Here is a 15,068-nt window from a genome sequence, read left to right as displayed (position 1 = left end):
GATCACATCGATATAGGGGGTTATAAGAAAAATCGCTATGCTCGCGGCCAGATTTTTCATGCGGTCGTGCTGAGACGGGTTTAATGGATTTCGGTAATGTCGGTTTAGTCGTTGCAGGCCTGGTGGTCGGCTTCATCGTTGGGATGACCGGCGTCGGCGGTGGTTCGCTGATGACCCCGATCCTGTTGTGGTTTGGTATCAACCCTGCGACGGCGGTGGGTACGGACCTGCTGTACGCAGCCATTACCAAGTCTGGCGGTGTCCTGGTTCATGCAAAAAATCGCAACATCGACTGGGCTATCACTGGCTGGCTGACGTTGGGCAGTGTGCCGGCAGTCGGCTTGACGCTGTGGTTTCTCAGCAGCCTGCACAGCTCCCCCGACGCCATGAACGCGGTGATCAAGCAAGCCTTGGGCTTTGTGTTGTTCGCCACAGCCTTGGCGATCCTGTTCAAGAAGCGTTTGTTGCAATTCGCCCATGACCGTGCCGGCGGGCACTACAACCCCACTGGCACGCGCCTCAATGTGCTCACGGTCATCACCGGCCTCGTGCTGGGCACCATGGTCGCCTTGACCTCCATCGGCGCTGGCGCCCTGGGCACCGTTGCGCTGTTCATCCTCTACCCGTTCCTGGTCACCAAGCGCCTGGTGGGCACCGAGATCGCCCACGCCGTGCCGCTGACCCTGGTGGCTGGCCTGGGCCATGCGAGCATGGGCAACATGGACTGGCACATCCTGGGTTTCCTGCTGATCGGTTCGTTGCCGGGGATCTACCTGGGCAGTCATTTGTCGGGCCGTATCTCCGACGAGCTGCTGCGCCCCTGCCTGGCGGTGATGCTGGCGATGATCGGGTTCAAGCTGGCGTTCTAGCACTGACACCGAGATCCCTTGTGGGAGCGGGCTTGCTCGCGAAAGCAGTTTTCAGTCAACGTTGATGTCGACTGACAGACCGCTTTCGCGAGCAAGCCCGCTCCCACACTCGTTTGTGGTGACTGTATTTTTAGCGCTCACACCTTCCTCCCGCACGCGTTGGCTACCATGGTTGCGCAATGACCCCCCTGGCCTAAGCTTCAAGTCAGGCAGGCGCAGTATTGAGCGACTCTCGCGGAACAATCGCCGCCCTGTGCAATCAGTACAGCGTAAATATCAAAAGGAGAGGCGCATGCTCATTCGGTCGTTGACCTTCGCTACCTTGCTGGCCATCGCCGGCCCCCTGTTCGCTGCCGATGGCGACTCACCCCTGGTGGCGGATGCAGGCAGGGCACGCCCCCTGATCGTTATCGCGCCGAGTACGGTCGACCCGGCCTGGGTCAGCCTGAAAAAGGCCTTGGATGAACCAGCAGGCAAGCAGGGTTTTTCCGAGCGCAACATGGTGCTCTACACCGTGCTCAATACCATTGGGCAGCGCGATGGCAAGGACCTGGACCCGCAAAGCACCATGGCGCTGATCCGCTCCCTCAAGCTGGGCGCCGGGGCTCAGACCAAGATCATCCTGGTGGGCAAGGACGGGGAAAAGAAGCTTGAGCATTCCGGGGCGATCGAATTGAAAGACCTCTTCGACACCGTCGATAAACTCCCCGCCGCGGAAAAAGAAGCGACACCTCCAGCCCCACCACCCGCGCCAGAGCCTGCACCGGCCAAGGATGCGAAAGGCGCCAAGGCTGGCAAGGCAGTCAAGCCGCCGGCTGCGGTGAAGCCGTTGGACGATTGATAGTCCCGTGGCGAGGGAGCTTGCTCCCGCTGGGTCGCGAAGCGGCCCCCCAGCCCCCCAGCTTATCGGTCGACGAACCATCTAAAAAGCATAGGGCTGCTTCACGCCCTGAGCTCTTCCGTCAACATGCTTTCGTTGCCTCCGGTGCTCTTATCAAAGGCGAGTCGTGGCGGGCCAAGGCTTGTAAATAGACGCTCTCGTCATACTGGGATCCAGCATTCCAGCACCGATAAACGATCCTGATCCATTTAAAAGCCAGTGCCCTCAGGGCTGCTTGATGAGAGCAGCCTTTGGCCTTCTGCTGGCGATAGTACGCCCCTGCCCATACCGATTGATTGATGCTGTGGGCAGCCCACTCGACAAATGTCTGGCGCAAAAAGGTTGAACATTGATAGCGCCAGCGAACGATTTTCTTCTTGCCACTGCGCTCGGTAACCGGAGCGATCCCGGCATATCGCTGCATAGCACCAGCATCCTTGAAGCGATCACGTTGCTCACCAAAAGCTACCATTAGCCGTGGTGCAAGCTGTTGCCCGGCTCCAGGCAAGGATTTGAAGAGGCTGTAATCGGCCAGGGTATTGGCCGTTTCTTCGATCGCCGCATCAAACTGCTTGATCGCCACCAGCATCCCACTCAGTTGCGATGCCAGGGTCCGCACATACAGCGCTGAAGGGGTAACAATCCCCGGATCCTCTGTCAGCGGCGTGGCCTTGAGGATCAAGGCCAGGCGCTGCTGATTGAGTTCTGCATGGCGAACATTGTGCGCGTTAAGAAACTTCAAAACGCTTGTAGGCCGAGCACGTTTAAGTGTTTCCAACGTCGACCAGCGCTCCAGGAAATCACAAAACACCTGTGTGTCATGGTCGTGGAACAACTCCAGCGCCAACGGATAGTACTGCTTGAGCATGCAAACCAACCGATTACTGGTTCTTACCCGCTCATCAACCAAGGTTCTCCGATGTTCAGTCAAGCTAGCCAGAGAGCGTATGGCAGGACTTTGTTTCTCCTGCAGGGGAAATCTGTCGGGATGCTTGAGCAATAGCTCAAGTGCCCACTGGGCATCGCTCGGATCGTCCTTCGCACCGCTGGGAACAAAGGCCTTACGCTGCTTGGCTAAGGTGGCGGGGTTGATTGGGAACAAACAAAAAAAATCATATTTTTGCAGGGCCGCTATCAACGGTCCTTTGTCTAACTCCACGGCAATGGCGATAGGACCGCCATAACGCTGATACAGCGCATGAGCCCATTGATCAATAGCTTCGGGGTTGTGTCGGATGACCGAGAAGCACCGCTGGGCTTGCCCAGCAACCTGCAAGCAGACGTCATGTTTGGTATCGGCCCAATCAATTCCGATATAAGCAGTGAATTTCTGAGACAAGAGCGTTTGCATTGCACACCTCCACAGACGCTAAAGTACATGCAGGAACATGCATGCTTGCGTCCAGCGAAGGCGATATAGAGAGCCGTGCCCGGCTTTCCCTGAGTGTTCGTTAGAGGGCGCAAGCGCACCTGCTGGGCTCGAAGGTGAAGCAGTAATCATCGAAATGCGTTGCAGCCCTATTCGTAGCTCGCAGGTGCATGTTCCTTCCTCGCGACAACCGGACTTCAGCGAGTATCAGTATGGGGGAGCAAGGAACGGACTACCTATATCGCAGCCCAGCGGGAGCAAGCTCCCTCGCCACAGTGACTTACTCAACCTTCTACTGCGCTTCCAGCGCCGTCAGGATCCGGTGCGCCGCCTTCACCCGCTCCTCAATCGGATAATTCTTGTTCGCCAACAGCACGATGCCCATGTTTTTACCGGGCACGAAAGCCGCGTAGGCACCAAACCCGTTGGTCGAGCCGGTCTTGTTGATCCAGGCATTGTCCGGTGCAGGGCGGGGCGGATCGAGCGGTTCTACCTTGTTCGGCGTCATGGCCATCTGCGGTGCATTGCCGGCCAGTAACGTGTCCAGGCCGAGCGGGTAAGGGTAGAACTCCCAGCCCAGCCCTTGGGTCATCCCGCCAACCGAATAGAACCCGGTATGGGTGGTGGCGATGGCTTTGTGCAGATCGGCGTCGAGTTTTTCCGGCTGCAGGTTGGCCTCGACGAAGCGAATCAGGTCCGATGAACTGGTTTTCACCCCATATGCCTCGGCATCCAGCGCGCCAGGCCCGACCCGGACGGGCTTGCCGTCTTTTGCGTAGCCCTGGGCGTATCGGCCCATCTGATCCTGCGGCACCCGCACATAGCTGTGCTTGAGGCCCAGCCCTGGCATCAGTGTGCGCTCCATCACCTCGTCAAATGGCCGCCCCATGCTGCGTGCTGCCAGATAGCCGAACAGGCCGATGCTCGGGTTTGAATAGAGCCGCTGGGTGCCGGCCGGGTAGAGCGGCTTCCAGGTCGTGTAGTAACTGAACATCCGGTCCGGATGGTCCGCCTCGGTGGGGAACTGCAACGGCAGGCCACCGGCGGTATAGGTGGCGAGGTTGAGCAGGCTGATGCCGTCGAAGGTACTGCCACGCAGCTCGGGGGCGAAGCGACTGGCCGGGTCCGACAGGGACAGTTTGCCCTGGGCCTGGGCATAGGCGCCCAGTGTCGCGGTGAAGGTCTTGCTGACCGAGCCGATTTCGAAAAGGGTCTGCTCGGTGACCGGCTTTTTCGTATCCTTGGCGGCGACGCCAAAATTGAAAAACTGCCGTTGGCCGTTGTGCGTGATCGCTACCGCCATGCCCGCGATGTCCTGTTGTTTCATCAAGGGCTGGATGACGGCATTGACCGTGTCTTCAATGCGTTCCTGGGCAAAGCTTACGGGCGTTCCGCAGACCAGGAAAAAAATCCCGGCGAGTATCGATCTGGCAATTGGCATGGTGCAGCGTTCTCGTTGACCTTCCTGGAGGGGGCTCAATCTAGGGCGTTTTTGGCGGCCCGGCAATCCGAGGTTATCGGGCCGAGGCGCGTTTTCTGAGTCGTCTGACGGGGCTGCGGGAACCTTCCCACAAAACGGTCGGGTTACCCGACGCGACCGGACCTCAAGCCAAACCACACAAAGCGGCAGCCGCCGGGTAAACTCGCGGCTCTTTCTAAAGGAGTTCACATGAGTTACTACCAGCCCGGCATTCTCGCCACCCCTGTTCCGCCTCAGGCCCGTCATTTGTTTTTTGCCCTGGAATCGGTCGAGGCATTGCCGGCTGCGCTAGACAAACTCCGGTTGTTGCTCGATAACCGTGCCGTGATCGGCTTTGGTGAATCGCTGGTCCAGGCGTTGGGCGCCCAGGTCGAGGGCCTGCGGGCTTTTCCGGCGCTGGCCGGCGTGGGTGTGGACAACCCCTCGACCCAACACGCGTTGTGGTGCTGGCTGCACGGCGAAGACCGTGGCGAGCTGATGCACCGCAGTCGCGCCATCGAGGCGGCGCTGGCCCCGGCGCTGCGCCTGGTACAGATGAATGAAACCTTCCGCCATATGACCGGCCATGACCTGACCGGCTACGAAGATGGCACCGAAAACCCTCACGACGAGGCTGCCATCGCTGCCGCCCTGGCCCAGGGCGCCGATGGGGTGCGCGGTGGCAGTTTCGCCGCGATCCAGCAATGGCAGCACGATCTGGATGGTTTCGCGGCGATGCAACCCCATGAGCGCGACAACATCATGGGTCGTCGCCTGAGCGACAACGAAGAACTCGACGACGCGCCGGAATCGGCCCACGTCAAGCGCACCGCCCAGGAAAGCTTCGCCCCGGAGGCGTTCGTGGTCCGTCGCTCCATGCCGTGGATCGAAGGCGACCGTGCGGGGCTGATGTTCCTGGCGTTCGGTTTCTCCCTCGATGCTTTCGAGGCACAACTGCGCCGCATGAGTGGCCTGGAAGACGGTATCACCGATGGCCTGTATCGCATGAGCCGGCCAATCACCGGCGGCTATTACTGGTGCCCGCCGCTGTTGGACGGACGTCTGGATCTGCGCGTCCTGGCCCGGTAAGCGCAGCGGTTTGTGCAAAGTGTGACGCGAACGCTATTCTTGGCAGCGCACGTCTATCCGTGGAATGGGGGAAGCAAACGTGGATAAAGTCATCGTCATCACCGGTGGCGGCCGCGGAATCGGGGCGGCCACGGCGCTGTTGGCTGCCGAGCTGGGTTATCGGATCTGCATCAATTACCAGTCCGACGAAAGTGCCGCGCAGGATGTGCTCGAACAGGTCCGGGCCAAGGGCGCGCAGGCGATTGCCGTGCGGGCCGACGTGAGCATCGAAGACGAAGTGATCGGCCTGTTCGACCGGGTGGACGCCGAGCTTGGCCGTGTCACCGCCCTGGTGAACAACGCCGGCACGGTCGCGCAGAAATCCCGGCTCGATGAAATGTCCGAATTCCGCATTCTCAAGATCATGAAGACCAACGTACTGGGGCCGATTCTTTGCGCCAAGCACGCGGTGCTGCGCATGTCGCCCAGGCACGGCGGGCAGGGTGGCAGCATCGTCAACGTCTCGTCGGTGGCCGCGCGCTTGGGCGCGCCGGGGGAATACGTCGATTACGCGGCCTCCAAGGGCGCGCTGGACACCTTCACCATCGGCTTGTCCAAGGAAGTGGCCGGCGAAGGCATTCGCGTCAACGCGGTGCGTCCCGGCTACATCTACACCGATTTCCATGCCCTGAGTGGCGACCCGGACCGGGTCAGCAAGCTGGAATCAGCGATCCCCATGGCTCGGGGCGGGCGTCCGGATGAAGTGGCCGAAGCGATTATCTGGCTGCTGTCGGACAAGGCTTCGTATGCGACCGGGACGTTTGTGGATCTGGGGGGTGGGCGCTGAGTCCTGGGGAGCTATTCTGGCCCCATCGCGAGCAAGCTCGCTCCCACATTGGGCACGGTCTCCTGTGGGTGAGCTCGTTCGCGATGGCGGTCTGACAGACAACCCAAATTCAAAACGATCGAATAATCCGCCCCAACGTCTCCATGGCTTTTTCCGAGGCCTCGGTCCACGGACTGCCATAGTTCAAGCGAATGCAATTCCTGAAACGCCGGGTCGGTGAAAAGATCGGTCCCGGCGCGATGCTGATGCCTTGGGCCAGGGCCATCTGGAACAATTTCAGCGAGTCCATCTGCTCCGGCAGCTCCAGCCACAGGAAGTAACCCCCCGCCGGTTGGCTGACCCGGGTCTGGGCGGGGAAGTAGCGGGCGATGGCGGCGAGCATCGCGCTTTGCTGTTCCTCCAGGGCATAGCGCAGTTTGCGCAGGTGACGGTCGTAGCCGCCGTGCTGCAAGTAGTCGGCGATGGCGGCCTGGGCCGGCATCGAGGCGCACAACGAGGTCATGAGCTTGAGCCGTTCGATCTTCTGCGCGTAGCGCCCAGCGGCTACCCAGCCGATGCGATAACCCGGCGCCAGGCTCTTGGCGAACGAGCCGCAATGCATCACCAAGCCTTCGGTGTCGAACGCCTTGGCGGGCTTGGGGGCCTGCTGGCCGTAATAGAGTTCGGCGTACACGTCGTCCTCGATCAGCGGCACCTGATGACGGCTCAGCAACTCGACCAGCGCCTGTTTGCGCTCCTCGGGCATGGTCGCGCCCATGGGGTTCTGGAAGCTGGTCATGCACCAGCAGGCCTTGATCGGATGGCGTTCCAGAGTCTGCGCCAGCACGTCCAGGTCGATGCCGTCGCGCGGGTGGACGGGAATTTCCACGGCCTTGAGCTTCAGACGCTCCAACACTTGCAGGCTGGCGTAGAACGCTGGCGCTTCGATCGCCACCAGGTCGCCGGGCTCGGTCACGGCTTGCAGGCACAGGTTCAACGCTTCCAGGGCGCCGTTGGTGACCAGCAGTTCCTCCATGGGCAGCATCAACCCGCCGACCATGTAGCGCAGGGCGATCTGTCGGCGCAGTTGCGGGTTGCCTGGCGACATGTCCGTGACCACCATTCGCGGGTCCATGTCCCGTGTTGCGCTGGACAGTGAACGGGACAGCCGTTGCAGTGGGAACAGTGTCGGGCTGGGGAATGCCGAGCCGAACGGTATGGTGGCCGGGTCCTTGATCGAGTCAAGGACCGAAAATACCAGCTCACTGACGTCGACTTCGGTGGACTCGTGCACCTGGCTGCTGATCGCGGGCTCCGAAAACGGGCTCGGCGCGTGGGTATTGACGAAGTAGCCGGAGCGCGGCCGGGCCCGGATCATGCCGCGTCGTTCCAGCAGGTAATAGGCCTGGAATACGGTGGACGGGCTGACACCGTAGGTCTGGCTGGCGTAGCGTACCGACGGCACGCGCTGACCTGGCCCCAGCATGCCCGAGCGGATCAGTTCAGCGATGTCGTCGGCAAATTTCTCGTAGCGTTTCATGGGGGTCCAGTGAATTTGTGAACTTAACTGTGGGAGTGAGCTTGCTCGCGATGACGGTGGCATATGACCCACCGCTATCGCGAGCCAGCTCGCTCCCACAGGTGCCCGGCATCTTAAAGCTTCAACGATTCATCGGTGCGACAAAACGGCTCTTGGCGATGCTGTAGATGTCCGGTTCGTCACTGTCGACGACCTTGAACGTCATTGCCTGGGAGCCTTTACCGGGCCGTTCGCTGAGCATCGCCACCGACACCGGCACATCGACGATTTCCCCCGGGGCCAGGCTCAGTTGGGTCTTGCCTTGCAGGATGAAGCCGTCGCCGTCCACCAGGGACAGCTGATAGTCCTGGCGCTGTTGGGTCTTGTTGATGATTTTCAGGCTGTAGATGTTCTCGATCTGGCCTGCGCTGTTTTCGCGGAACAGGCCACGGTCCTTGCTGACATCCAGCGACACCATGGGGCGTTGCATCAGCGCCACGACCAGCGCGCCGGTCATCACCAGCAGCACGGTGGTATAGCCGATCAGCCGAGGTCGCAGCAGGTGAGTCTTGCCGCCCTGCAACTGATGTTCGGAGGTGTATTTGATCAGGCCACGGGCGTAGCCCATCTTGTCCATGATCGAATCGCAGGCATCGATGCAGGCCGCGCAGCCGATGCATTCCATCTGCAGGCCGTCGCGGATGTCGATGCCGGTGGGGCAGACCTGCACGCACATCTGGCAGTCGATGCAGTCGCCCAGGCCAATATTGGCCGGGTTTGCCTCGCGTTTGCGTGGGCCGCGGATTTCACCACGGGCCGCGTCGTAGGAAATAGTCAGCGTGTCCTTGTCGAACATCACGCTCTGAAAGCGTGCATAGGGGCACATATGCATGCACACCGCCTCACGCAGCCAGCCGGCGTTGAGGTAGGTGGCTGCGGTAAAGAAGAGCACCCAGAACAGGCTCACGCCGGCCATTTGCAGGGTCAGCAGTTCTTCGGCCAGGGGGCGGATCGGCGTGAAGTACCCCACGAACGTCAGGCCGGTGAGCAGGCTGATGGCCAGCCACAGCGTGTGCTTGGCGCTGCGGCGCAAGAGTTTGTTCAGGCCCCAGGGCGCGGCCTGCAGTTTGATCCGCTGGTTGCGTTCGCCTTCGGTGATTTTCTCGCACCACATGAAGATCCAGGTCCAGGAACTCTGCGGGCAGGTGTAGCCGCACCACACGCGACCGGCAAACACGGTGATCGCAAACAGGCCGAAGGCGGCAATGATCAGCAAGGCCGACAGCAGGATGAAATCCTGGGGCCAGAAGGTCGCGCCAAAGATGTGGAATTTGCTTTCGGAAAGGTCCCAGAGCACCGCTTGGCGGCCGCCCCAGTCCAACCACACCGTGCCGAAGAACAGCAGGAACAGAACCCCCGCACCGCTGATGCGCAAGGTGCGGAACAAGCCGGTGAAGCTGCGGGTGTGGATCAGGTTATCGGTGGTCCTGGCCTTGATTTTCGACGGCGCGGGTTCGAAGGTCTGTATCAACTGGACGGGGATTCTATCGCTCATGGTCGGTCGCTCATCAGCCTCTATCTGGCCGGCGCACTATGACCATGGAACTGTTTGCATAACAGACTCAGGTGTTTCGATAAAAACCGGATCAGATGCCGCGAAGCCCAGGCCCTGCGACACTTTGATGCACCCAGGAAGTGCCGAACATATTACGGTGGCGAGAGGGATTTACTGTGGCACGGGAATTTACTGTGGCGAGGGATTTATCCCCGTTGGGGCGCAAGGCGCCCCCAGGTCAGTGCACCCGGTATACCGGACAGACCCGGTCGAGGGTCTTTAGGGTCGCTTCGCAACCCAGCGGGGATAAATCCCCTCGCCACAAATCGCATCTGTTGCCTGTGGATCGGGATTCAGATCACCGAGCCGCTGTCGGTAGCCTTCAGGTGCTTGCGCTTATCGGTCGCGCCGGCCACGGTCAGGGCATCCACTTCGGCTTCGGTGAGATGGACCAGGTCACCATTGACTTCAACGGCTGACATGGCCTTGTCCGGGTCAGTGATGATGACCAGCTCTCTGGCGGGGCGCAGCTTCGTTCCGTTGGCGGTTTTGATGTGGCAGGTATTGTCTTTGTCGATTCGCTCAAGCATGACGTCGCTCCTTCCTGAATGTCCTGAGTATTAGGTCCCGCCCGCTGGCCAGGGTTCGTCGTGGCTGATCAGCGGTCGGGCGCACCTCTGGCTTCGCTTGCGGTCCATCGTTTATCCAATGAGAAAGAGGACGGTCCATGGACGCCTGGTGGCATGAAGTCTGGATAACCCTGCAGGCGGAATTCGCCGACATCACCGATGCCCAACAGATGACCCGGGTCACGGTGCGCTTGCTCATGGCCGCGCTGCTGGGCGGCATCCTGGGTTTCGAGCGCGAACACAAGGGCAAGGCTGCCGGCGTGCGAACCCACATGCTCGTGGCCCTGGGAGCGGCGTTGTTCGTCTTGGTGCCGCAGATGTCTGGCTCCCAGGCCGACGCCATGAGCCGGGTGATCCAGGGCGTCGTCGCGGGCATTGGTTTTCTCGGCGCGGGCACCATCCTGAAAAACACCGACGGCGACGAAGGTCATGTCAAAGGCCTGACCACCGCCGCCGGCCTGTGGATGACCGCCGCCATTGGTGTCGCCGCCGGGTTGGGGCGAGAAGCGACAGCTGTGTTGAGTACGATATTGGCGCTGGCTATTTTCAGTGTGATGCCGGTGATTGTCCGGGCGTTGGAGAAAGATCCCAATTGAATGGCAACGGCGACGCAGAGGCTGCCTTTATAAATGCCTCGTCCAGCGAGCCAGCGCTAAATACCGATGTGAATTCGTGTGCCGAACGGAATTTTCTAAACTGACAATCGATGATCATATAAAAAGGATCGCAGTTCGCTGCAACTTCCTCAATGTTATGAGACGACACAACGATGGCGGCTCCCTCGTTAGCGGCTTGCTTGAGGCATTGCCACGTGTAATGGCGAAACTCCGGGTCGACACCTGCGGTGGGTTCGTCCAAGATCAACAAATCGGGCTCCAGCGCGAGAAGCGAAAGGGTGAAAAACCAACGTTTCTCACCATAACTACAGACAGCAGATTTTTTTTTCCAAATTTCTTTATAGCGTTCAATGAGTTCCGGGCACCATTTGGCTATTTTGCTTAATGCGCATTGTTGAGTGGTTTTTTTATCTGAACTCAATATCGTAGCCATCTGGAATATCTCATGCATACGCAGCACCGGTGGTGTGGTGATGATTTGAGATAAATACAACTGGGTGCTAAAGCTGTTGTTGAGATTCTGACCCTTGGCTTTCCTTATGTTGCACAAAATGTCGAAGAACGTTGTTTTTCCAGACCCATTTGGACCCAGTATTCCTGTAATTGAGTTTGGTTCGATACGCAGTGAGGCTTGCCGAAATAGTGCTTTGTCTGGAAAGCTGATGTTGAGTTGGTCGATAGTCAATGCACTCATTAATAGCGACTCCATATAGGGTTTATCCGAAGGTATTTCATCGAGCACAAAAGCGTGGCTAACAGGGTTGTAATTGAGATAGCCAGTGCCTCGATGTTTTCCAGGGGGCCGGTGCGCATGATATTTTTTGCTGTCTGTAAGGGGTTCAGATAACCAATATCGTCAATGATAGGGTTGGCGAATCCCAGGGCGATCATTGTAAATAGAATGATGGAGAACAATGTGCTTGAGTTTTGGAAGGTCAGGGGGAGTAATGTCAGCAAGAGTCCAATGGAACAAAAGATCAGGAAGCAAGCATAGAATCGCGTCGCGATGTTCAGTAGTTCGAGTCCGTAGAATTCGCCAGAGAGAACCTTGGTGAGGACATAGAAGGTGCAACAGTAAATAATTGCGATTAATGAGTAGGACAAAAGTTGAGCTGTCAAAAAAACTATTTTTGAGTCCATGGAATAGATGAAGGAACGGACGAATCCGCTCTCTCGTCGGCCTATGATGTATAGTGAAAACCCGAATAACCCAACGCTCGATGCAATGTAAGCATAGAACCATGCACTGTCCTCCACGTAGTCAGAATTCAGCTTGCTTTGGTGGTCGCTGGTATACCGCAATAAGTAGTAGAATAAACTGGGCGATATTATTGTCCATAATATTGCGGTGGGCTCCTTGAATTGTTCTTTTAGAAATAAAATAGTTAATTTTATCGAGCGGTAGATTATATGTCGTTTCATTGCTTCGTCCTATGGGAATGGAACCATTTGTTCTGCGCGTGCTGGTAATATCTCTTGGAAGAAAGGCTCGGAGTACAGGTTCTTTAAGTTGATGTGTTGTGAGTTATTCATGTGCATAAAAAAGTCAGGTGATACAAACTTGCTGCAATACCCCAGGCCATCCTCTATCGGAATCGCCTTGAGGTATATGTAGCCGAGCGCGTTGTGTCTGGCAATGCTATTTAGAAGTGAGGTTAAAGAAAAAGGCCTCGTAGTAAGGTGTGATGGCGCTAGTTCTTGGGTTTGGACTGATATAATATCTTCATAAATTTCAAAGCGATTGCAATGGAGGAAATATCTTAAATATGAGTCATGGATGTTCTCTATTTTTTGTTCTGTCGATTGGAAAAGATCAATGAATCGGTAAGTCTGCCATAGTTCCAATAGCGATTTTTCCATCGCGAGTTCCAAGGTGGGGGCGTAAGCCATTCCTGCGCAATAATGGATGTTGTGCTTTTGGTTCTGTTGTCCGTATACTGCCAAGATGCAAGTGCCTGGATATCCAGATTCGGATATGTCAATAAAGGATAATTGGCCACTCCTGGCTAGGGCTGTATGTAGCGTCTCAGCCCCGGTCCCTGCCAACGCAGCCCCTGTCGTCGGTGCGTCGATTACCTTGACGCAAATACCAGTTAACCAGAACTTTAGTAAGAACTGCCTTTCAAGGGATTCTTTTAATGAGCCTAGAATGGCATGTTCAGGGTGCCAACCAAAGGCACACCCACATGTGTCACGAAGAGGATAAATGACATTCTCTGTCTCGGTTCGCACGCTGCTTAAGGTGATGCACGCGGTGGGAATGTGACAGGAGGATAGATCTGATAGACGGAAAACTTGGCTCAAGTTGTATTGATGTGCACTCAGCGCTGATTGAGCGATATGCTGCTTTTTTGTTTGAGAAAATGCTTGGGTAAATTTTGATACTTCGGCTTCGCTCAACGAATAGCTCAAACCGCTTCTCAGGTCTGGTACTACGTCTACATAGAAATGCTGCCGCTCAAAAAATTCCCCTACAGCAGATCTGAGCGCGTGTGAGCCATTGCCTACACCCGAACCACCATTTTCCCAAGGGTCGGTGATCTCCACCGTAGATGGGAAAGTCAACAGATTAGCTGGCTGATATGTGAATCGCGCATCAATAAGCTGATTTTCTCTGCTGTAAATATTCATCCCTGCCTCCCTATATAGTGCACGCACATTGGAACAAAGAGTGCAGGATTAAGTTTGAGTGCCTTGCAAACCATCGTGTCGGTGTATGCCGACCAAGGACGACAACGTAAGTTCAGGGATTTGGCGCTAAGTTCTATTAGCATGTAAATTGATCCCACCTCCATAGTTGCCAGGCGGTAGCCGCGATATCGATACTTGAATAAAGCTTTTGGTAGATAGGCAGTATATATCAGCGCTAGGCTCGGATAACCAATGTCGCTACTCTCTGGCAGAATGGCCGTTCGGAGTTCGTCTACGTTCTCTGTGCCTAAAACGACTTCATATGTCTTTGATTTTGGCAAGAGGTGTAGGACTTTTTCTTTGCAGGGCCATGTTTTATCGTCTCGCGCAAGCGAGCAGATAAAAATCTCGACAGGGTATAATGCTCCACCGCTTGGGTAGCCCCGTTTGCTTTCATTGGCTTTTAGTCTCGTTAACGGCGTGACGAGTTTTTCAATGGTGCTGAAATCAATCTCGGTCTCATTAAATAGAGTTTCTGACTCATTTCTTATTAGCGCTGGGTCAATATCAGGGTGCGGGTTCATTTGAATTTCAATGCTGATGTCCGGGTAAAGCTTTAACTCATTTCCAGTTAAAGTTTCCAGTTGTTGTTCTGTGAGGAAATGGAGATTGGTTGATTGTTGGGTGGCTGGATGGATTGTATAGTTGCCTTTTGTATGAAAGGACAGCACGTCATCGTGAACAAAAGGGTCTAGAAAACGAAGGTAATAATCGTGAGGTATATGCTTCATTTTTTAGCACCCAGGCAGTCGCACAAATACCAATGCGTTGCTGAGGCTTGACTGATATGGCCATTGCTAAGGTTTATCGTTGTTGTTTGAAAAATATTATCTTGATATTTCTGGGAGGTCGTTGTCCCCGAAACGAGTCGGCTTACCCTTGCGATCGCTCCTAGTATTAATGATTCTTGGAGGAGGGTTGGTTTTGTGTTGGGTAAATTGATATTTTTGCCTTTGCAAAAATTAAGCAGCTTTGACCAGGTATTGACTGAAGGTGAGTGGGTTTCGTTGCTGATCAATTTATCGATGGTGCAGAAATGACATGGATTACCTATTTCCGGAATATATGGTTGACTGATGTGAAAAAGGTCGGAGCTGCCATAACAAACACTTATTGCCGATTTTGGCCATTTTCTTGCGCTAGAGAAATAAAGGTTTTTTATCTCCGTATAGTTATACTTTGAACATAATATAATGATGTAGCGTTCTTCTTTGTGGGGCGTATAGAGATCCAGATCCTCCAGGCTGCAAGTGCTCAGGTGTTCGATTTCGCGAGATAGAATTTCTTCTAAGTTTGATGTTTTTTTCCAGTCGTGCGCGATCAATGTGCTCTTGAAGTAGTTGATGTCTTTTGCTGTGTTGATATGTATGGCGGAGGTCAGGAAGTTATATGCATTTGTTGGTTCGAGATTGTTGTTTGCGAATAGTTCGTTAAGATCGCTTTTGGTAATGCACTCAACTGATTTTAGCTCTTTAAGCAGCTTCAGCATCGCTGGGGAGTCAATGCGTGCGATTCCTTTTTCCGAGACGATGGCGTTGGCATTCTCGAAATTTAGTAATTCGTAGTTGGATATGCTTAATTTCATG

The 15,068-nt window shown here is 55.9% G+C and carries 14 protein-coding genes; 5 read left to right on the top strand and 9 right to left on the bottom strand.

Annotated elements, in window-relative coordinates; translation table 11 throughout:
- Positions 1-83 precede the first annotated feature (83 nt).
- Complete coding sequence (locus tag TK06_RS10770) at positions 84-869, top strand: sulfite exporter TauE/SafE family protein (protein ID WP_063322060.1); 786 nt, start codon at positions 84-86, stop codon at positions 867-869.
- 292 nt (positions 870-1,161) lie between these two features.
- Complete coding sequence (locus tag TK06_RS10765) at positions 1,162-1,710, top strand: DUF4174 domain-containing protein (RefSeq protein ID WP_063322059.1); 549 nt, start codon at positions 1,162-1,164, stop codon at positions 1,708-1,710.
- A gap of 121 nt (positions 1,711-1,831) precedes the next feature.
- Here TK06_RS10765 and TK06_RS10760 read toward each other — a convergent pair whose 3' ends face one another.
- Entirely contained in the window at positions 1,832-3,100 is a 1,269-nt protein-coding gene (locus TK06_RS10760; protein ID WP_063321205.1) for an IS110 family transposase, read from the bottom strand.
- A 310-nt stretch (positions 3,101-3,410) separates the two neighbouring features.
- Positions 3,411-4,559: a class C beta-lactamase gene (gene ampC, locus TK06_RS10755; protein WP_063322058.1), complete on the bottom strand. Its 1,149-nt coding sequence runs from the start codon at positions 4,557-4,559 to the stop codon at positions 3,411-3,413.
- 228 nt (positions 4,560-4,787) lie between these two features.
- On the opposite strand from ampC, the gene TK06_RS10750 reads away from it, so the two are divergent.
- Positions 4,788-5,666, top strand: a complete 879-nt coding sequence (locus tag TK06_RS10750; RefSeq protein ID WP_063322057.1) for a Dyp-type peroxidase — start codon at positions 4,788-4,790, stop codon at positions 5,664-5,666.
- A gap of 79 nt (positions 5,667-5,745) precedes the next feature.
- On the top strand, positions 5,746-6,492 hold the full coding sequence (locus tag TK06_RS10745) for an SDR family oxidoreductase (protein WP_063322056.1): 747 nt from the start codon (positions 5,746-5,748) through the stop codon (positions 6,490-6,492).
- Positions 6,493-6,601: 109 nt separating this feature from the next.
- Here the strand turns inward: TK06_RS10745 and mapR are convergent, their stop codons facing one another.
- From mapR to TK06_RS10730, 3 genes are all read right to left on the bottom strand, one after another.
- A complete protein-coding gene (mapR, locus tag TK06_RS10740; RefSeq protein WP_063322055.1) occupies positions 6,602-8,011 on the bottom strand; it encodes a GntR family transcriptional regulator MpaR in 1,410 nt (469 codons plus the stop codon).
- A 121-nt stretch (positions 8,012-8,132) separates the two neighbouring features.
- Positions 8,133-9,545: a cytochrome c oxidase accessory protein CcoG gene (ccoG, locus tag TK06_RS10735; protein ID WP_063322054.1), complete on the bottom strand. Its 1,413-nt coding sequence runs from the start codon at positions 9,543-9,545 to the stop codon at positions 8,133-8,135.
- A 353-nt stretch (positions 9,546-9,898) separates the two neighbouring features.
- Positions 9,899-10,135: a DUF3203 family protein gene (locus TK06_RS10730; RefSeq protein ID WP_063322053.1), complete on the bottom strand. Its 237-nt coding sequence runs from the start codon at positions 10,133-10,135 to the stop codon at positions 9,899-9,901.
- Between the two features lie 137 nt (positions 10,136-10,272).
- On the opposite strand from TK06_RS10730, the gene TK06_RS10725 reads away from it, so the two are divergent.
- Positions 10,273-10,770: an MgtC/SapB family protein gene (locus tag TK06_RS10725; protein WP_063322052.1), complete on the top strand. Its 498-nt coding sequence runs from the start codon at positions 10,273-10,275 to the stop codon at positions 10,768-10,770.
- Here the strand turns inward: TK06_RS10725 and TK06_RS30815 are convergent.
- The 4 genes from TK06_RS30815 to TK06_RS30800 form a co-directional block, all read right to left on the bottom strand.
- Positions 10,721-11,485, bottom strand: coding sequence for an AAA family ATPase (locus TK06_RS30815; RefSeq protein ID WP_086936636.1), 765 nt, complete (start codon positions 11,483-11,485; stop codon positions 10,721-10,723). The two genes, TK06_RS10725 and TK06_RS30815, sit on opposite strands and share 50 nt — an antisense overlap.
- 737 nt (positions 11,486-12,222) lie before the next feature.
- Positions 12,223-13,422 (bottom strand): YcaO-like family protein, encoded by a 1,200-nt coding sequence (locus TK06_RS30810; RefSeq protein WP_086936635.1) that lies wholly within the window; start codon positions 13,420-13,422, stop codon positions 12,223-12,225.
- Positions 13,419-14,213, bottom strand: coding sequence for a SagB/ThcOx family dehydrogenase (locus TK06_RS30805; protein WP_086936634.1), 795 nt, complete (start codon positions 14,211-14,213; stop codon positions 13,419-13,421). Before TK06_RS30805 ends, TK06_RS30810 begins: the two co-directional genes overlap by 4 nt.
- A complete protein-coding gene (locus tag TK06_RS30800) occupies positions 14,210-15,067 on the bottom strand; it encodes an McbB family protein (RefSeq protein ID WP_086936633.1) in 858 nt (285 codons plus the stop codon). Before TK06_RS30800 ends, TK06_RS30805 begins: the two co-directional genes overlap by 4 nt.
- Between the last annotated feature and the right edge of the window lies 1 nt (position 15,068).

The organism is Pseudomonas fluorescens (assembly GCF_001623525.1).
Lineage (GTDB): Bacteria > Pseudomonadota > Gammaproteobacteria > Pseudomonadales > Pseudomonadaceae > Aquipseudomonas > Aquipseudomonas fluorescens_Q.
Note: the sequence above shows the minus strand (reverse complement) of the source record. Positions and strands in the feature narration are given on the sequence as shown.